The organism is Vibrio sp. Isolate22, from assembly GCF_022398115.1.
Lineage (GTDB): Bacteria > Pseudomonadota > Gammaproteobacteria > Enterobacterales > Vibrionaceae > Vibrio.
Genome location: NZ_JAKEUW010000003.1, coordinates 190,829 through 209,783, shown reverse-complemented (window position 1 = coordinate 209,783; position 18,955 = coordinate 190,829). Strand labels below are relative to the sequence as shown.

Sequence of the window (18,955 nt, the reverse complement as noted above, 5' to 3'; positions counted from 1 at the left end):
GTTTAAAATTAAATCACTCTAAAAGTGTGATCTGTTTTTAGTAAATTTTTACCTTGGCGTGAATTTGGTTTTTAGTTGAATTTGTATGCTGATGACTAGTGATGGATGTATTTGGTTTGTGAATTGAAATCTTATGAATGAATCGGATGGGTAAATAAAAAGGCACTCACCAAATAGGGGAGTGCCTCAGGGGTTTAACGAGAGTGCTAGGATAACTTAAGCGTTCGCAGGCTCTGGTTTTGCTTCTAGCTTTTTCTCTTCTGGAGACAAGCTTTTTTCGTATTGACCGTATTTCCACCATGCGTAACCCAAGAAGATCACGATGCCGCCGACGTTATAGAAGATGATGGTCATGATGTCAGCACCCGTTGGGAAGGTTGATGCGAAGAAACCCACGGTAAATATGCTGATAAGAATCGATACCGCAGCGATGCCAACAGGACGAGAACCCATGCGGAAATCACGCGGTAGGTGATCGAGTTTCAGGCGCAAGTGCAGGTATGCGATCATGATGAACAGTGGCGGTAGCATAGAAGCAGCTGCAGTCATGTTGATGATGGTACTCATCAAGTCTTGCACCGTGTCAGACGCAAGCGTCGGGATGAACATCAACGGAATCACAATGAAGAACTGAACCCAAGCAGCACGCTCCGGTACGCCTTGTTTGTTCAGAGCGACTGTCTTCTCACCAAAGATACCTTTAGGAATCTCAGAGAAGAAAATCTTAACCGGTGTTGCTGTCCACATCAGTAGAGAGCCTAACATCGCAGTGAAAGAAACGATGCCCACAAAGCGATTCATAAGAATTTCAGGTAAGCCGAAGTAGAGTGCTAAGCCTTCAAAAACCTGTACTGAACCACCAGTGAACTTAAGCTCTTCGCGAGATACGAATACGTTAGCCAGGATAGAACCCACCGAGTACAGCGCACCAATGAAGATACCCGCAATGATGATCACTTTAACGAAAGACTTGTGACCGCCTTTGATGTCGTTTACGTAAACCGCGACCGACTCTGCGCCGCCAGCGGCCATGAAGATCCAAGTGATCACGCCGAGGAATGCCCAGTTAAAGCTTGGGGTCATTGCTTCAATGGTGATTGGGTCAGCTGGCTCGATACCACCGATCAACGCACCGCCTGACAGCAAAATGTAAGACATGGTTAGAAGCAGCATTAGTGACGAAGTTAATGAGGTGATAGGACCTAATAGCTTCGCGCCGTTGTTAGAGATGTGCGTCGCGACCGCAAACAAAATGGTACTCAATATCGCGGTGGTCATTGGCGTGAAGATGTACTCGAAACCCAAGAACGCATAAGACGCGTAAGCGATGATTCTAGGCAGCAGAGACGTGAAGAAGAATAGGTTAACAAACCAGTATGTGTAAGCTGAAATAAACGCCCAGCGACCGCCTAGAGAGCTTTTAACCCATGAGTAAACACCCGCTTCTGAGTCTTTATTCAGGGATACGAACTCAGCAACAATCAGACAGAAAGGAACAAAATAAAAGATGGTTGCTAAAAAGAACATCGGAGCCGAGGAGAGGCCGATTTCGATGTTGTTATTAATGATGTTATTGAAGCTATATACCGCCGCGAAGGTCATAGACAGTAGGGCAAACTTGCCTATCGTACTGCGTTTATTATCGGACATGATGTTCTCCGGTGAATCACGTTGATGATCGTTATAACTTGGTCCTAGATAGGGTGAATCTAGGCCGCACTTTTATTGTTATGTTGGTTTGGCAAACACCTGCTTTGTTTTGTCAGGGTTGGCTCATTGTAATTTTTATTAGATTTACGATCGGACACATAAGCACTAGTTTTTATTGATTTCAGTAAATTTATTACCGACATCAAGGGGGCAGATACTAATGTGTTCTACAAAGAGATTACTGGTTTCATAGGCGACGTTTTTATGGAGCTTGTAGGGGCTATATGTCGCTTTTTTTATATGAATCAGTTTGTCTCTTCAGCAAGAAGATTAAAGATTAAGCGGCGGGAAGTTAATCGAAATTGATCAAATATGTGACCTTGAGTAAATGTATTTAGTTAATATTTTACCTTGTTTTTTGTAGCTGTTTTATTTAGCGGTTTATCGGTGTTTATGAGAGGTTTACACTTGACGGAATGGCGTTTTTATTATTGTTGGTTAGAGTTTAATTTGTTGATTTAAATAGAAAAAGCGCCATGTTAGGCGCTTTCTTATAAATGCTGAAGGTTAACTCAGGTTACGACTGCTTAGCCGTTTCTAGCTTAGCTTCTTTACCTGCTTGCTTCTTTTCAAAGCGAGAGATCCACCACCATGCAATGCCAGAGAATACCGCTGTCATAAATACGTTGATGAAGAAGGCTTGAACTAGGTCTACACCTGTTGGGAAGGCTGACGCTGTCATGCTCACAACGAAGATAGTAATCAGAACAGAAACCACAGCCATACCTTGAGTGCGAGTACCCATACGGAAGTCACGCGGTGTATCGTCATGCTTCAAGCGGAACACAAAGTACGCCACCATGATGAAAATAGGCGGTAGCATTGCAGTACCAGCTGTTAGGTTGATTGCTGTGTTCATCATGTCTTGTACTGATTCAGAGCCGAAGCCGTTAACCACAAGCATCACGAATACGAACGCAAACTGCCACCATGCTGCACGAACTGGAACACCATGTTCGTTTAGCTCTGTTGTTTTCTCACCGTAAACGCCTTTCGGAATTTCAGAGAAGTGGATTTTAACTGGTGCTGCTGTCCACATCATCATTGAACCAAACATAGCAACGAACAGAACGATACCAACGAAGCGACCCGTCATAGATTCAGAGATGTTGAAGAACTGAGCCATACCAGTGAAGATTTCAACCATACCACCTGCATAGGTTAGGTCTTCACGAGCAACGAACACGTTTACCAGTAGTGAGCCAATAGCGTACATAGAACCGATAGCGATACCCGCACCGATGATTACTTTAATGAAAGACTTATGGCCACCTTTCACATCGTTTAGGTAAGCCGCCGCTGTTTCTGCACCGCCAGCAGCTTGGAAGATCCAACACATAATGCCCAGTGTCGCCCAGTTAATGGTTGGAGACATTGCTTGAAGCGTGATTGGTTCCGCTGGTACGTGGTCGCCGCCTAGTGCCATTAGTGCGCCGATAACGTAGATAGCGAATAGTGCGAATACACCGTAAGCCACGATTTCAGAGATCTTACCTAGCCAGCTCGCACCCTTAGTCGAAATGTGGGTTGCTGCAGCAAACAGAACAATCGAGATCACCGATGTCACTAGCGGAGAGAAGGCGTATTCGTAACCCAGCATTGCGTAAGAGGCATAAGCAATGACGTTTGGTAGCAGAGATACAAACCAGAATAGGTTTACGAACCAGTATAAAAATGAGCCTAAGTAAGCAGCTTTAGAGCCGAGTGGTTTTTTAAGCCAGTCATACATGCCTGACTCAGAATTTTTATTTGCTGATACGAATTCAGCAATAATGAATACGAACGGAATGAAGTAAATAAGGGTCGCAAGCAAAAAGATAGGAGCAGAACTTAATCCCAATTCGATGTTGTTGTTTACGATGTTGCGAACGTTAAATACCGCTGCAAATGTCATGGAAAGCAGGGCAAATTTGCCTAACTTACCGCGTACAGATTCAGACATAGTGTCCTCCGAGGAATCACGTAATTATAGTCGTTATTTCTCAACGCTTCCTTGTAGGGAGAAAGCATTGAGGCTTTGTTCAGTATGTTCGAGCCTTGAACGGCAAGGCTCGTTACATACTGTGAATAGATAGGGTGTTGTTATTTATTGAGGAAGTAACCGTCTTCAATGGTTACTTTCAGTACCACTTTGCGAACTCGATTATCACCGTGGAAACGGTAAGCCTGGTTGTTGTCAAAGATCGCAACTTGGCCTTCAACTAGCTCACGAGTTTCGCCGTTACCCATTAGGTGTTCGCGGTCGGTTTCATCGCTATAAGCTTGGATCTGCTCTAGCTCTGATTTCGCTGCGAACTCAACCGTTTCACGGCCTTCTAGGTAGTAATGCACATCGAAGTAACGACGATTACCGGTGAAGTTTTCTGTGTTGCGAGCCACGCCGTCTTCAATCATGTAAGCCAGTGAGTCACCAATTGAATACATCACGCCATCTTTGATGTTTCCGATGTTTTCAATCGCTTCTACACAGCGTTGCCATTTACGACCATCGCGGTAGACGACTTTAAATTGTTCTAAGTTCTCTAAAACGATCATCGTTTATGCCTCGTTCAGTTGTGGTTGAGCTTTTGGTGCATTTACCGTAAAAAACTCATCGCCAAAGTTGTGATTGATTAGGTGCTGCGCGTCGCAATCGCCTGCTTGGAATGGAATTAGAGTTAAGCCGTAGCGGAACTCGTCCATGTACACGCGGTAAGAGTCGAGCACTTCGCTGCCCCAAGAGTTAGAGCCTAAGCCCATCACTTGGTGATCTAGGTTTAGCGTGATGTAACCGCTTTTCTCTAGCTCAATGGTGTGTTGTGCTTGGTGCAGGTTTTGATTGGTGTAGAACCATGCGCTGAAGTTGATTTCTTGCTGTGGTTTTACTGCAATACCATTACCCGCTCGGCTTGAAAGCGCAGCCCAACGAACATGTTGGCGGTTGCCGTTGTTCTGTGGGAACGGGTAGTTCTCGAACATGTCTGCAACCGTTGATTGGTACACATCAATCATGTTGGCTTGCTTACTGTCTTGGTAGTTTTCTTCAGGGCCGCGACCGTAGTATTGAACTTGGTCGAAGTCGCCATTGATGCCCATATCAAAACCAATCACTGGAATCACATGAGGGTACTCACCGTAACGTTCGCCGCTTAGCTCAACGTTCAATTGGCCTTCCGCATTAACTTGGTAGCGGTATTCACAACGCATACCGAAATCAAATACAGGTGGAGCAATGATGCTGGTGGTCGTGATCTCTACCTTGCCGTTATTCTCTTCCACGTTAAGCGTGCGGAAGTGCTCTTGCATGATTTGTAGATGTGCAGGCTCCCAGTAACCATCGTGCTCTTGCTTATGGTTATCGATCATTGGCTTGAAGAAGTTGATTCGTGGTTCTGACTTAATCATCTCTTCGCCATTGACCAACCATGACGTCAGCTTGCCGTTCACTTTCGAGAAGTTCAGTACGAAGTTATGACCTTTGATTAGATAAGCGAGACGAGACTCTTCAACATTCAGTGCCGTTGCATTGTTGTTGGTGAAGGCTTCTAGCTGTGCTGTATTCTCTTTCACTTGGAATTGGTACACCGCGATGTCGTGGTTCGCTTCGCTGTAAGGCGTGCGAGAATCTTTGCGCACAGTAAAGTTCACAAACACTTCGCGCTCATCAAGCTCTGGCAAGTTAAGTGTCAGTTCGCGGCTAGAGTGTTCAGCCAACTCTTCAACCTTGATGTGTTGTACTGCAACGGTTTCGCCTTCAGCACGAACTTCTGCTGTGATGGTGTAGTCATCAATGTTTGAGAACCACAACTTGTTATCAACGGTGAATGTACCGTCTTCAGAATTGAAGTCGCGGATCTTCACTGGTGCGATAACCTGCTTGTACTCTTTTAAGCCTGGGCCCGGTGTTTGGTCTGGGTAGATCAAACCGTCCATGCAGAAGTTGTAGTTGTTCGGGTAGTCCCCGTAGTCACCGCCATATTTGTAGAATTCAGTACCCGCTTCATCACGAGCCAAGATACCGTGGTCACACCATTCCCAAACGTAGTGACCTTGAATTGCATCATGCTTGTAGAACACGTTTTGGTATTCAGTTAAGCCGCCTGGGCCGTTACCCATTGCGTGTGCGTATTCACAGATAATGCGTGGCTTTTCGTGTGGGTACTCGCCGAAGGCATTCATCAGTTGAGCACGTGAGTACATGGTAGAGATAACATCAACCACTTCAGCATCACGGTCTTCTTCGTAGTGAACTAAACGAGTGTCATCAATCGCTTTTGCTGCATCGTACATAGCACGGATGTTGCAGCCGTAGCCTGACTCGTTGCCTAGCGACCACATGATGATAGAAGGGTGGTTCTTCTGAGCGTGGATATGACGTTCGATACGTTCAACAAACACAGCTTCCCATGCTGCATCGTTAGTGATGCGGCTTAAGTCGCCAACGTTAGCAAAACCATGTGTTTCGACATCGGTTTCGCCCATAACAAATAGGCCGTAGATATCACATAGCTCGTAGAAGCGAGGGTCGTTCGGGTAGTGCGCGGTACGTACTGAGTTGATGTTGTGTTGCTTCATCAATACTAGGTCTTTCTCAACGCGATCCATGCCAACTGCGCGACCTTTTAGGTGGTCGTTGTCATGACGGTTTACGCCGTGCAGCATCACGTATTTGTTGTTGATGTAGAACAGACCATCGCGAACTTTAATGTCGCGGAAACCAATACGTTGTGGAATCACTTCTAGCACTTTGCCGTCTGCGTCTTTTAGCGTCAGCAATAGTTGGTAAAGGTATGGGTTTTCAGCGTTCCATTGAACAGGGTTTACTACATCGATAGAGAATTGAGTGTTCGCATTGCCGCCAGTCTGTTGGTTAGGAACCGTTAAGTTATCAACTGAGCCTTGGGAGATAACTTGGCTGCCATCAAGCAATGCGTACTCAAGGGTTGCGTTAGTCGCTGCTGCTAGGTTTTCTAGAGCAACGTTGCACGAAAGGGTAGCGCTTTGGTAAGCGTCGTCAAAATCAGTTCGAACCGTTAGATCTTGAACATGAAGTTGTTCTTTACCAACAAGGTAAACATCACGGAAAATACCGCCAGTCCACCACATGTCTTGGTCTTCAATGTAGGTCGAGTCTGCCCACTGCATCACGCGAATAGAAAGTAGGTTGTTGCCTGCTTTTACGTGGCTAGAGATATCGAATTCAGCAGTCAGACGGCTGCCCTTGCTGAAACCGACATAGTCACCGTTTACGTAAACTTCAAAGTAAGTCTCTACACCATCAAACTTGATGATGGTCTGTTTGTCGTTCCAGCTGTCGCCAAGAAAGAACGAACGTTGGTATGCGCCAGTTGGGTTATCTGACGGTACGAAAGGTACATCAATCGGGAATGGGAAACCTTCATCTGTGTATTGAAGATCGCCGTGGCCTTCCATTTGCCACATGTTTGGTACCGTAATATGGCCCCAGTCGCTCATCTCTTGAGAGTAAAACTCTTCAGGAACCAAGAGCGGGTTAGTGAAGTAGCTGAAATTCCATTGACCACTCAGTAGTTGGAAGTGACTGCTTAGTTCACGTTGAAATGTCTTAGCTGTTTTTTCTGATGCGTATGAGAAGAAGTAAGCACGTGGTGCCATACGGTTCTCATGTAAGTTCAGGAAGTTTTCCCAGTTGTTCACGTTGCCTCTCTCTCGGCCTATTTGAATGCTAGCCGACGTTCTTATGCGTAATTGGGTCGTAGTGAATACGAGTGTTTTTTGGACTGAGGTAATTATTAGTAAAAGTTTTACTAAATGAAATTGGTGAAAACGTTTTACTTTAACTCCATCACGTTTTTTGAGGGCTTTTTACAGTGCTGTGTGATCCACTTAAAATAATGCTATTGGGTGCTTTAGGCTGCCGATTTTACAAGGGAGAAGGCGAATGAAAGTGATGTGGCAGGCATAAAAAAGGCCACCCGATATATTGGTGGCCTTTATCTATCTATTTGAAAGGTATCGTTATTTTGTTGTGTCTCTTAGCTTGAGTTTGCTTGGTACATACACTCGTAATGGGATGGTTCTGCCGTCACGAGATTTCTCAATCAATAAGTTAACACCTTGAATTCCCATCAGTTCAGAGTGAATACGAACGGTTGATAAAGATGGGAAGGTAAATTTAGCTGTTGGGATGTCGTTTACACTGATGAGCGCAATATCATCAGGAATGCTTAATCCATGCTCATGAACTGCACGTAAAACACCGATTGCGATTGAATCTGATGCAATAAACATCGCTTTTGGGTAGTCGCCACTTTCTAACATCTGCTTCGCCAGTTTGTAGCCAGAAGAGCTAGAGAAGTCGCCTCGGTAGATGTCTTGTTCGCTAACAACGTTCTTCAAACCGCCGTACTCTGCGAAGGCGATCTCGCGAATATCAGAGGTGTTGATATCGTCCTGGCCACCGATGAAACCAATGCGTTCATAACCTTGGTTGATGAAGAAATTGGTGATTTCTTTGCTGATACGAGCGAGATCGATATCAACAGAATCATAAGGTTCTGAGTGATCAGTAAAGTCAACGTAACAGATGTTATCCGTAAGCTTTTTCGCTTGCTCGATAACTTCTTGAGTCATTCTTCCTACGAGTAAAATGCCAGTAACTTGGCTTGAGTTAGTCTGTATTTTACTTTCATAACAGTTGGTTAGGTCGATATTCATCTTTTCGCACTGGGTCTCGATACCGTGACGAATTGATAGGTAGTAAGGGTCGTTAACTTCCGCTTCTTGCTTGTAGTTATATAGTGCAAGGAAGTGGTGGTGCTGCTTTTTGCTGCTAACCGTTTTACGTGAGCTGCTCGTTTTGTACTCCAGCTTCTCTGCAATTTCAAAGATACGCCTTTTGGTCTCTTCCTTGACGCTTAATGTAGGATCTTCATTGAGAACCCGAGAAACGGTAGCTAATGAAACATTAGCTTCAGTCGCGATATCTTTTAACGTTGCCATACTCACTTCCTGTTCTTGGAACATTGCGCTGCTTTGAAATTTGTCTTTAGTAAAAAAAGCAATGCACCTCTTTATTGTACAGACCTATTGTAATCAAACTGAAAGTCATTGCATTAACTTTTAGTAAAATAAATGCTCAAGTTCTCTGTGATGTCTCAAATCTAATTATCTACAAATATCTCATTTAAATTCAATGAATTAGAAGGCTGTGTCGATTTGTTTTTTCTATAACTTAATCGATGTGCTGTGTGTAACTTTGTGTAAACGTTTACACTTCGTGGTTCTGATCACAGAAATATTGCCAAATTGGCTGCTACTATTTCCGCAACAAAGAGCCAATACGCAGCGTATTGGGGCAGATTAAATCGTGAATGACAGCGAAGAGAGGTTGATTGTGAAAGTACTGGTGACAGGCGGTATGGGTTACATCGGGAGCCATACATGCATCCAAATGATGCAGGCAGGTATGGAGCCAATCATTGTAGACAACCTTTGCAATAGCAAAGAGCTAGTACTGGAGCGAATCAATGCGCTAACCGGTCAAACACCAACATTTTACTTAGGTGATATCCGTGATGAGTCGTTTTTAGATGGTGTGTTTGCCAAGCATGATATCCAAGCTGTGATTCATTTTGCAGGCCTAAAAGCGGTGGGTGAATCGGTCGCTAAGCCTTTGGAATACTACGATAACAACGTTAATGGCTCATTGGTTCTTGCTCGCTGTATGAAAAAAGCGGGCGTGAAAAGTATCGTGTTTAGTTCTTCAGCGACTGTCTACGGTGACCCTGAGATTGTACCAATCACTGAAAGCTCTCCAACAGGTGCAACGACTAACCCTTATGGCCGAAGTAAGTACATGGTTGAAGAGTGTTTGAGTGATTTATTCAACGCTGAGAATGACTGGAGCGTGACGTTACTGCGCTATTTCAACCCGGTTGGCGCGCACCCGTCAGGCACTATGGGCGAAGACCCACAAGGTATTCCAAACAACTTAATGCCATTCATTGCGCAGGTTGCTGTCGGTCGTAGAGACAAGCTTTCTATTTTTGGAAACGATTACCCAACACCGGATGGAACTGGCGTTCGTGACTACATCCACGTGATGGATTTGGCTGATGGTCATGTCGCAGCACTAAAAGCGGTCGGTGAAAAGGCAGGTTTGCACATTTACAACTTAGGTACAGGTAAGGGATCAAGTGTTCTAGAAATGCTGCAAGCTTTTGCTGAAGCATCAGGTAAACCTGTTCCTTATGAGTTATGCCCGCGCCGTGCTGGTGATATTGCTGAATGTTGGGCAAGCACGGAAAAGGCGGAGCGTGAACTTGGCTGGAAGGCGACTCGCAGCGTGATGGAGATGACGGCGGATACGTGGAAGTGGCAGTCGAATAACCCTAATGGCTATTAAGAAGATTTTAGGTTCTTGAGAAAAGAGAGATTCCAGATACCTCGTGCCTCGATTCTGGAATGACGGATGAGTTACAGGCTGTTGAATATTAAAACGATGAACTCAAACGTCATTCCCTACAGCGAGGAACGAGCGTGATAGGGAATCTCTTCGCAGAAGAATTACTTATCTTGGTGAAAGTACCAAGACACACAATTTAAGAGCAATGTAAGTATGTCAAAAGTTGAATTTAACCCAGTAGACCACCCACACCGTCGTTATAACCCACTAACGGGTCAATGGATCTTAGTCTCGCCGCATCGTGCGAAACGCCCGTGGAGTGGCCAAGATGAAAAGCCATCCACTGAGCAACTGCCAGCGTACGACAAAGAGTGCTTCCTTTGTCCAACCAACACGCGTATCTCGGGTGATGAAAACCCAGACTACGACGGAACTTACGTGTTCAGTAACGATTTCGCGGCGTTGATGCCTTATTCGCCTGACGCTCCAGAGTCTGACAATCCTCTATTTAAGACTCAAGGTGTTCGAGGGCTGAGCCGCGTTATCTGCTTCTCGCCAGATCACAGCAAAACATTGCCGGAACTACCGGTGAACAAAATTCGTGGTGTGATTGATACCTGGAATGAGCAGATAGAAGAGCTAGGAAAAGATTACCTATGGGTTCAAGCGTTTGAAAATAAGGGCGAGACCATGGGCTGCTCTCAGCCTCACCCACACGGTCAAATTTGGGCGAACAGTTTTTTACCAAACGAGATTGAGCGTAAAGAGAAGCTTCTAAAAGAGTACTTCGAACAACAAGGTTCAAACCTATTAGTGGACTACGTTGAAGCTGAAATGAAAGACGGTTCTCGCACAGTGGTTGAAACCGAGCACTGGATTGCTGTCGTTCCTTATTGGGCAGCATGGCCGTTTGAAACCATGTTGCTACCTAAAACGCATATTCGACGCATGAGCGAATTAACTGACGAGCAGCGTGATGATTTAGCGGTCGCGATTAAGAAGCTAACCAGTCGCTACGATAACTTGTTCCAATGCTCATTCCCATACTCGATGGGTTGGCACTACGCACCGTTCTTTGAAGAGGGTACCGACATCGACCATTGGCAACTGCACGCTCTGTTCTACCCGCCACTACTGCGCAGTGCATCGGTTCGTAAGTTCATGGTGGGCTATGAAATGTTAGCAGAATCGCAACGTGACCTTACGGCGGAGCAAGCGGCGCAACGTCTTCGTGATTTGAGCGACGTTCACTATAAAGAGCAGTGATACGCAGCTTCTTAAATTACAAACGAGATTCCTGATATCTCGTCCCTCGATTCTGGAATGACGACAAGCCGTGAAGAGTAGAGCTTATGTTGTCATTCCCGATAGAGGAGGATGAATGAGATAGGGAATCGAACAGAATTAAAGTGGTGCCATAAGGGACCACAACTATTTAAACAAAGAGTTTAAGCAGAGAGTTTACTTATGTCTGATCTAATCCAAAACGTGAAAACATCTTTTGAGCAAGTCCTTGGTTACCAAGCGACTCACATCGTTCAAGCGCCAGGTCGTGTGAACCTAATTGGTGAGCATACCGACTACAACGATGGTTTTGTCCTACCGTGTGCCATTAACTACCAAACCGTTGTTGCGGCAGCAAAGCGTGACGACAACATAGTACGAGTTGTGTCTGTTGACTACGATAATGCGGTAGACGAATTCGATATCACGCAAGAGATTACCTTCCAACAAGACAAGATGTGGGCGAACTACATTCGTGGCGTAGTTAAGTGTTTACTGGCTCGCGGTTACCAATTCAACGGCGCAGATATTTCAGTATCAGGCAATGTACCTCAAGGTGCTGGCTTGAGTTCATCGGCGGCGTTAGAAGTGGTGATTGGTCAAACGTTCAAGGTGCTTTACAACCTAGAGATCTCACAAGCAGAAATCGCACTAAACGGCCAACAAGCTGAGAACGAATTTGTTGGCTGTAACTGCGGCATCATGGACCAAATGATCTCGGCGGAAGGGCAAGCGAATCACGCGATGCTTTTGGATTGCCGTAGCCTAGAAACTCAAGCGGTTTCAATGCCAGAAGACATGGCGGTGGTGATCATCAACTCAAACAAGAAGCGTGGCTTGGTAGACAGTGAATACAACACACGCCGTGAGCAATGTGAAGAAGCCGCTCGTCTGTTTGGTGTTCCAGCTCTGCGTGATGTAACGATTGAGCAGTTTAAAGCGAAAGAGTCTCAATTGGATGAGATGGTTGCTAAGCGTGCTCGTCACGTGATTACCGAGAATGACCGCACGGTGGAAGCGGCTCAAGCTCTGCGCACTCACGATATGAAACGTATGGGTGAGCTCATGGCAGAATCACATGCGTCAATGCGTGATGACTTTGAAATCACAGTCAAAGAGATCGACGTGCTGGTTGAGATGGTCAAAGAAGTGATTGGCGAGCAAGGTGGCGTGCGTATGACGGGCGGCGGTTTCGGTGGCTGTATTGTGGCGTTGGCTCCACCTGCTTTAGTCGATGAAATCAAAGCAACGGTAGAGCAAAAATATCAAGCAGCGACCGGACTAAAAGAATCGATTTATGTGTGCCAAGCGAAAGACGGCGCTGGTCTAGTTGAAGTAATCTAACCGACAGAGAAAAGGCTTATCAGGTAAAAAGATCATGGTAGGCCAAATACTAATGCCTTTATCTTAAGGTAAGGGCTTTATTACTGGCATCACAAGGAATTTAGAATGACACAAGCGCAGAGCCTGCATCAATCCATGACAGCAACGCAAGCCTATGATGGCCAGCCCGCTCAGCTTGTCACACTGTCGAATGTACATGGCATGGAAGTGACATTTATGGATATTGGTGCCACATGGTTGAGCTGTATTTTGCCAGTAAAAGGAAACAGACGAGAAGTGCTATTGGGTGTGAACTCAATGGAGAATTTCGAAAAGCAAGCCAGCTACTTGGGGGCGACAGTTGGTCGTTATGCCAACCGCATTGCTAATGGTCGTTTCAAGATTGATGGCAAGACTTATAAGCTGGAAACTAACCAAGCGGGCAATACCTTACATGGCGGTCCGAATGGCTTTGATAAACGTCGCTGGAGCATTACAGAGCAGACTGAAGCATCGGTTGTATTTAGCTTAGTGTCAGTTGATGGCGACCAAGGCTTTCCGGGGAAGTTGAACGTGTCGGTTCGATATGAGCTCACTGAAGACAATCGAGTTTCTATTGAATACACAGCAACTACAGATAAAGCAACGCCAGTCAACTTGACCAACCATGCTTACTTCAATCTATTGGGTGCAGAAGTTGGGCACGATTGCTTGTCACATATTGTGAGCATCAACGCGTCTCAGTTCTTACCGACTAACTCGGTAGGCATTCCATTAGGTAACCTGAAATCGGTGAAATCAACCAGCTTCGATTTCAATCAGCCTATGATGATCTCCGAGCGTCTATTGGGGGATGAGCAGCAGAAAGCCGCCAAGGGTTACGATCACTCCTTCCTGTTGGTTGACGGTTGTAAGGGTACTCAATGTGCTGCGACCGTGACTTCGCCAGATGCGCTCGTCACTTTAAAAGTATTTTCAACCAAACCTGCGATGCAGCTATACACAGGAAACTGGCTTGGTGGTACACCAAACCGTAGTGGTGGTAGCTATGAAGATTACGCAGGGTTGGCATTAGAAACCCAGTTCTTACCTGACTCTCCTAACCACCCAGAGTGGAAGCAGGACAGTTGTATTCTCCAGCCTGAACAAGAATACCGCTACCGTACCTGTTACCAGTTTGAATTTTCGGGGGATTCTTCGAACTAGTACGCTCTAGCTCAAAGCGGTGATGCCATTGCTTTTGTTTATTGATGAATAGAGAGATGTGACTTGTCATGTGCCTCTGGGGGAGATGAACCAAAGCGGCACCTAGCAATCATTTTGTCTAAATAGGAAGTGAGTGTTGGGTACTTGAGTAAGGTAAGAAAGCCCTAGCAGAAGTGATTCTGTTAGGGCTTTTTTTGTTTCTTAGTGCGTTTTGTCAATCGGCCGATTAGGCTTTTTCTACCGAGTTACGGCGAACCAAAGTAGGAGAGAACATCATTGGCTCTGCCGAAGTTGTTCCCTCTTTTGCCAAGCTCAAGGCGAGTCGTGTTGCCTTCTCTGCCATCATTTGAATAGGGTAACGAATGGTCGTCAGTTTCGGGTGAACATAGCGGGCAATTAAGCCATCATCAAAGCCGATGATCGACATGTTATCCGGTGCTTGAATGCCGTTCTCGTCAAGCACAGACAAGGCACCCGCGGCCATGTAGTCGTTGTAGGCTACAATACCGGTGATCGGTAGGGATTTGGTCAGCAGATTGGTCATCGCATACTCGCCGCCATCACTGGTTGGCTGGGCGTGCTCAATATAACTTTCAGATAGCTCAATGCCGTACTCTTTCAGAGCTGCTTGGTAGCCCTCCACACGTTCATTTGCATCTTCAATGCTTGAAGAAGAGGCGATACAGGCAATGTTTTTATGGCCATGGCGAATCAAATATTCAGTCGCGAGGAATGCGCCTTTCTTGTTATCAAGGAAGATGCAACGTTCGGCAATCTCTTCGATATAGCGGTTGATCAACACTAAGCCTTTCACTTCTTTGGCGTAGCCGATCAGCTCTTCATCGGTTAGACCTTTTGAGTGAATCACAAGTGAATCGCAGCGGTTATTGATCAGCAGTTCAATGGCTTGCTTCTCTTCATCACGATCATGAGAGCCGTTGCCAACTAAGATGTGTTTACCGTTTTCTCTTGCTACGTTGTCGACCGATTTAACTAGTGTGCCAAAGAAAGGATCCGAAATATCACCTACGAGTACACCAATGGTATTTGTACTTTGGCTTACTAGGGCGCGAGCATTGGCATTAGGACGGTAGCCAAGCTTAGACATCGCTTTGGTTACTGACTCAATAGAGCTAGCACTCGCCTTAGGGGATTTGTTGATCACTCGAGATACGGTTGCAACAGAAACACCAGCTTCCTTTGCTACATCTTTGATTGTCGCCATTTTTAACCTCATTTGATTGCTGTGCTTATTTAACACCGACAATGAGAGCAAGGCAATGAAACTCTTATTTTACTTCTATTATTGAGATCTTTACCGCTTGTAATTATTGGACTTAGTGCTAGTGTAAACATTTACATTTTACTTAATTTTAGTAAATGCTCGATGGGTAAAAAATCAATCAATATAGGAAGTGAGAAATGGATACTATCTCTTATGGTGACTTTGCTAAGTTAGAAATGCGTGTGGGTAAGATCATCGAAGTTGTACGTCATGAAAATGCGGACAAGCTTTACATCGTGCAAGTCGATGTGGGTGAAAAGACGCTGCAAACAGTAACTAGCCTAGTGCCTTACTACACTGAAGAGGAGCTAATGGGTAAGCAGGTCGTGGTGCTATGTAACTTAGCGAAAGCCAAAATGAGAGGCCACACTTCTGAATGCATGCTGCTATGTGCGGAAACCGATGACGAATCTGAAAGTGTATTGCTGACACCAGAACGCGCGATGCCAGCGGGTATTCGAGTGGTTTAAGCTGCCTGTTTGAGTCGGTGAGCCTGCTCTTTATAGGTTCATCGACCTTTTATGCTTTCCCAGCCCCAAGATTCAAAGCGACCAAAGCTCCAAATAATTGCAGCTTCAGCATCACCTAAGTCTTTAAAAGTTAGCCGCGCGCACTTAATATCAAACCATCAATCACGCTGTGGTGGTGCTCAGACACTCCCGCTAGGTTGCCATATTTAGGCTGGTGGCGGTCATTTTCTAATGGGTGGTGCCAACCTTGTGTGTGTTTGACAAAGTGTGCCGCAAAGCTTTCAGACACCTCTAAACATCCCGCCATGACGGTATCGACATAGGTTTGAACGATAGGGCTGCTTTCACAAGGCGCCTCGATTTCGTCTTTCACATAAACCCAAATAGATTGATCTTCTTTGAATTCGGTTTGGCTCTCTATCTGATCGGCTTTTAATTCGATTCGGTGATAGCCACGTTCACGACGATCAAACTCAGCAAGCGCTATCTCGTCGACTTCAAGTAAAACACCATTCACTTGCCCTTCGCCAAGGTTGACGATCAAAGGGGACAACACGTAACTGTCGTCGATCTTACTCCAATGGCGCACTAAGCCATGAACAATTGCCGGGATTGCTTGACCCGTTTGACCGGTAAGTTGACGAGAAGAAGAGTTGATCAAGCTGCCATAACCAAAAATATACATCGCGTTCCTTGTCTGAGTTCTGCCATTTAAGTCTAGTCTTACTATATGTGGCGTAATCATAAAAGTCAGTAAGTTTCTATTTACACACCTATATGTCTTTATGACTCTTTTGGTTGTGTGGTTTTGACTTTTTTATTGGTCAATGAATCTTGTGAGTGCTTGTTTTTACTGGTTTTATCTAATTGGCGCGTTTCATGCAATGTGACCTATATATTGCATCAAGCTTGATGCACACCAAATTTAGGTTTAGGTAATACCTTGGCCGCTTATCTGAGAATTAGGAGCGAGTTTGTTAAATATCACAGATAAAAGTGTAGAAGACGCGATTCCAGCCTACTTGCGTTTAGGCTTTCGACCTTTCTTCTTTCTAGGCAGTGTTTATGCCGTAATTGCGATTGTGGCTTGGGTCATTATGTTCCAAAACGGTCAGCCTGAAATTTTAAAAGTGCCTGCGTTATGGTGGCACGTGCATGAGATGCTATTTGGGTTTTCGATGGCGATTGTTGTCGGCTTTGTGCTGACGGCCGTACAAACTTGGACTGGCGTCAATGGCACCAAGCATTATCGATTAGCCGCGCTGGTTGGTTTATGGCTCGCACCTCGAATTCTGTTTTGGACACCGGCACCGCTATGGCTAATTTCGTCGATTGAAGCGCTATTTTTAGCTTTTTCTGCTTACGAGATTGGCTTTCGAGTCGTACAGTCGAAAGGGTGGAAAAACTTATTCTTCGTCCCACTGTTTGTATTGGCGATTGTGGCGAACTTTGCGAGTTACGCGACCATTAAGGGTATGCCGCCGTTTCCTTCGTCAGCAGTATGGCAAGCCATGCTGTGGTGGTTTACTTTACTACTATCGGTGATGGGTGGACGAGTGATCCCATTCTTTACCGCTCGTCGCTTTAACTTCGAAAAAGCGCAGCCATTGGTGTGGTTGGAATGGTTAGCAAATCTACCTCTGGTGGGGCTGTTTATCTTGAGCTTCTTCCCTCTGGCCTTTGCTCAAGTGGGCAGCGGATTAATGGTTTTTGCTGGTGTTGCTCAGCTGGTACGCTTCATTCGTTGGAAACCTTGGACAACCCTATTTGAACCTTTGGTGTGGTCGCTGCACGCTGCATATGTGTGTATTCCGCTAAGCTTGTTGTTACGTGGCTTGTTGGATAATCCATTTGCCAGTCACAACATGCTGCACTTGTTTGCGATTGGTGGTTTGAGCGGGCTTATCTTAGCGATGATCAGCCGCGTGACCATGGGACACACTGGCCGTGCTATCTATAAAGGACCAAGCATGGCGCTCGCATTCTCTGCAATTTTTGTAGCAGCGCTGGTACGTAGCTTAGGTGTCACCTTCTTCCCTGGTTATTTGTTTGAGATGGTAAATATCAGTGCAGGCTTGTGGACGCTGGCGTTTGGTCTGTTTGTCTGGAAATTCGGAATGATGTTACTTACGCCAAGAGTGGATGGTCATCCAGGGTAAATTGATTTCAGTATCTTGATTATAAAGGGAAGCATTGAGCTTCCCTTTTTTGATTGAAATTAACGCTTATCAACTTATTGACTGTTCGCTATCAAGTATTGACGTACCTGCGTAATCAGGTCCTCTTTGGCGTGAGGGGAGATGAAACTCGCTTCCACGGCATTAATACTGAACTGGGCTAATTCTTGATGGGTGACTGGGTGGGCATTGGCAACCGCGAGGAAATTGTCATTCATGTAGCCACCAAAGTAAGCCGGGTCATCGGAATTGATGGTGACACAAAGCCCTTTTCTCAGTAGTTCGACAATGTTGTGCTGCTCCATAGTATCGAAGACTTTTAGTTTGGTATTCGATAGCGGACAAACCGTCAGCGGAATACGTTTTGCTGCCAACTTTTCTAGGAGTTCTGCGTCATCGATACAGCGAACCCCATGGTCGATTCGGGTGATACCTAGCAAATCCAATGCATCGATAATGTTTTGCGCTGGGCCTTCTTCTCCGGCGTGTGCGACAGTCAGAAAGCCTTGGTTGAGCGCTTCTTGGAATACATGTTTAAACTTCTCGGGTGGGTTCCCTTGTTCCGATGAATCTAAACCAACCGCAATGATTTTATCTTTGTAAGGCAGAGCCTGTTTGAGCGTCTCGAACGCGCTTTCTTCATCAAGGTGGCGTAGAAAGCACATGATCAGTTGGCTACTTATCCCAAGTTCATGAGTTGCTTGGTCGAGTGCACGAGTGATGCCAGTGATAATAGTGTCGAAGGCGATACCACGCTCAGTGTGGGTTTGCGGGTCAAAGAAAATCTCAGTGTGAACCACATTGTCTTGTTGGCACTTTAATAGGTAGGCCCAAGTGAGGTCGTAAAAGTCTTGTTCATGAATCAGTGCATTGGCGCCTTGATAATAGATGTCGAGAAAAGACTGTAGGTTATGGAATTGATAGGCATCTCGCACTTGCTCTGGGTTCTCAAAGGGAATCGATACGTAATTGCGCTTGGCCAGTTCGAACATCAGTTCGGGCTCCAGTGTGCCCTCAATGTGTAAGTGCAGCTCAACCTTCGGTAAATTTTTGATGAAGCTATCCATAGCAACTCCTTAGCTATTTTAATTATGGGCGGAGTAGGGGGAGATAATTAACGCCTACCAAGCTAACG

At 45.5% G+C, this 18,955-nt stretch carries 14 protein-coding genes; 6 read left to right on the top strand and 8 right to left on the bottom strand.

The genetic code is table 11. From position 1 onward, the window contains the following. Nucleotides 1-216 precede the first annotated feature (216 nt). The 5 genes from L1D55_RS03780 to ebgR form a co-directional block, all read right to left on the bottom strand. The gene (locus tag L1D55_RS03780) at nt 217-1,650 is read right to left on the bottom strand and encodes an amino acid permease (protein ID WP_061032554.1); all 1,434 of its coding nucleotides are present in this window, start codon (nt 1,648-1,650) and stop codon (nt 217-219) included. A gap of 577 nt (nt 1,651-2,227) precedes the next feature. Then, complete coding sequence (locus tag L1D55_RS03775; RefSeq protein WP_128159588.1) at nt 2,228-3,652, bottom strand: amino acid permease; 1,425 nt, start codon at nt 3,650-3,652, stop codon at nt 2,228-2,230. A gap of 140 nt (nt 3,653-3,792) precedes the next feature. After that, on the bottom strand, nt 3,793-4,245 hold the full coding sequence (locus L1D55_RS03770) for a beta-galactosidase subunit beta (RefSeq protein ID WP_128159590.1): 453 nt from the start codon (nt 4,243-4,245) through the stop codon (nt 3,793-3,795). A gap of 3 nt (nt 4,246-4,248) precedes the next feature. Continuing rightward, nucleotides 4,249-7,365, bottom strand: a complete 3,117-nt coding sequence (ebgA, locus tag L1D55_RS03765) for a beta-galactosidase subunit alpha (RefSeq protein ID WP_239916554.1) — start codon at nt 7,363-7,365, stop codon at nt 4,249-4,251. Nucleotides 7,366-7,686: 321 nt separating this feature from the next. Then, nucleotides 7,687-8,670: a transcriptional regulator EbgR gene (ebgR, locus tag L1D55_RS03760; protein ID WP_239916553.1), complete on the bottom strand. Its 984-nt coding sequence runs from the start codon at nt 8,668-8,670 to the stop codon at nt 7,687-7,689. A gap of 394 nt (nt 8,671-9,064) precedes the next feature. Here ebgR and galE point away from each other — a divergent pair, with 394 nt between their 5' ends. The 4 genes from galE (at nt 9,065) to galM (ending at nt 13,888) form a co-directional block, all read left to right on the top strand. Further along, on the top strand, nt 9,065-10,075 hold the full coding sequence (galE, locus tag L1D55_RS03755; RefSeq protein ID WP_239916592.1) for a UDP-glucose 4-epimerase GalE: 1,011 nt from the start codon (nt 9,065-9,067) through the stop codon (nt 10,073-10,075). A gap of 213 nt (nt 10,076-10,288) precedes the next feature. Then, nucleotides 10,289-11,341 carry a UDP-glucose--hexose-1-phosphate uridylyltransferase gene (locus L1D55_RS03750; RefSeq protein ID WP_239916552.1) on the top strand — a complete coding sequence of 351 codons (1,053 nt, stop codon included), beginning with the start codon at nt 10,289-10,291 and terminating at the stop codon, nt 11,339-11,341. Nucleotides 11,342-11,542: 201 nt separating this feature from the next. Then, nucleotides 11,543-12,703, top strand: coding sequence for a galactokinase (galK, locus tag L1D55_RS03745; RefSeq protein ID WP_239916551.1), 1,161 nt, complete (start codon nt 11,543-11,545; stop codon nt 12,701-12,703). 105 nt (nt 12,704-12,808) lie between these two features. After that, on the top strand, nt 12,809-13,888 hold the full coding sequence (gene galM, locus L1D55_RS03740) for a galactose-1-epimerase (RefSeq protein ID WP_239916550.1): 1,080 nt from the start codon (nt 12,809-12,811) through the stop codon (nt 13,886-13,888). Between the two features lie 226 nt (nt 13,889-14,114). Here galM and L1D55_RS03735 read toward each other — a convergent pair whose 3' ends face one another. Next, entirely contained in the window at nt 14,115-15,113 is a 999-nt protein-coding gene (locus tag L1D55_RS03735) for a substrate-binding domain-containing protein (RefSeq protein WP_239916549.1), read from the bottom strand. A gap of 197 nt (nt 15,114-15,310) precedes the next feature. Between L1D55_RS03735 and L1D55_RS03730 the strand changes: the two genes are divergently transcribed. Next, entirely contained in the window at nt 15,311-15,643 is a 333-nt protein-coding gene (locus tag L1D55_RS03730) for a tRNA-binding protein (RefSeq protein WP_008218676.1), read from the top strand. Nucleotides 15,644-15,773: 130 nt separating this feature from the next. Here L1D55_RS03730 and L1D55_RS03725 read toward each other — a convergent pair whose 3' ends face one another. Continuing rightward, nucleotides 15,774-16,328 (bottom strand): gamma-glutamylcyclotransferase family protein, encoded by a 555-nt coding sequence (locus L1D55_RS03725; protein WP_239916548.1) that lies wholly within the window; start codon nt 16,326-16,328, stop codon nt 15,774-15,776. Between the two features lie 289 nt (nt 16,329-16,617). On the opposite strand from L1D55_RS03725, the gene L1D55_RS03720 reads away from it, so the two are divergent. After that, nucleotides 16,618-17,802 carry an NnrS family protein gene (locus tag L1D55_RS03720; RefSeq protein ID WP_239916547.1) on the top strand — a complete coding sequence of 395 codons (1,185 nt, stop codon included), beginning with the start codon at nt 16,618-16,620 and terminating at the stop codon, nt 17,800-17,802. 74 nt (nt 17,803-17,876) lie between these two features. Here the strand turns inward: L1D55_RS03720 and L1D55_RS03715 are convergent, their stop codons facing one another. Next, nucleotides 17,877-18,887 (bottom strand): adenosine deaminase, encoded by a 1,011-nt coding sequence (locus L1D55_RS03715; RefSeq protein WP_239916546.1) that lies wholly within the window; start codon nt 18,885-18,887, stop codon nt 17,877-17,879. Nucleotides 18,888-18,955 lie beyond the last annotated feature (68 nt).

What these genes read in the sequence shown, in the direction of transcription:
- galM (WP_239916550.1), top strand. Translation starts at nt 12,809, where the DNA reads ATGACACAAGCGCAGAGCCTGCATCAATCCATGACAGCAACGCAAGCC.
- ebgR (WP_239916553.1), bottom strand. Translation starts at nt 8,670, where the DNA reads ATGGCAACGTTAAAAGATATCGCGACTGAAGCTAATGTTTCATTAGCT.
- L1D55_RS03730 (WP_008218676.1), top strand. Translation starts at nt 15,311, where the DNA reads ATGGATACTATCTCTTATGGTGACTTTGCTAAGTTAGAAATGCGTGTG.
- L1D55_RS03725 (WP_239916548.1), bottom strand. Translation starts at nt 16,328, where the DNA reads ATGTATATTTTTGGTTATGGCAGCTTGATCAACTCTTCTTCTCGTCAA.
- L1D55_RS03780 (WP_061032554.1), bottom strand. Translation starts at nt 1,650, where the DNA reads ATGTCCGATAATAAACGCAGTACGATAGGCAAGTTTGCCCTACTGTCT.
- L1D55_RS03775 (WP_128159588.1), bottom strand. Translation starts at nt 3,652, where the DNA reads ATGTCTGAATCTGTACGCGGTAAGTTAGGCAAATTTGCCCTGCTTTCC.
- L1D55_RS03770 (WP_128159590.1), bottom strand. Translation starts at nt 4,245, where the DNA reads ATGATCGTTTTAGAGAACTTAGAACAATTTAAAGTCGTCTACCGCGAT.
- L1D55_RS03735 (WP_239916549.1), bottom strand. Translation starts at nt 15,113, where the DNA reads ATGGCGACAATCAAAGATGTAGCAAAGGAAGCTGGTGTTTCTGTTGCA.
- L1D55_RS03715 (WP_239916546.1), bottom strand. Translation starts at nt 18,887, where the DNA reads ATGGATAGCTTCATCAAAAATTTACCGAAGGTTGAGCTGCACTTACAC.
- L1D55_RS03750 (WP_239916552.1), top strand. Translation starts at nt 10,289, where the DNA reads ATGTCAAAAGTTGAATTTAACCCAGTAGACCACCCACACCGTCGTTAT.
- galK (WP_239916551.1), top strand. Translation starts at nt 11,543, where the DNA reads ATGTCTGATCTAATCCAAAACGTGAAAACATCTTTTGAGCAAGTCCTT.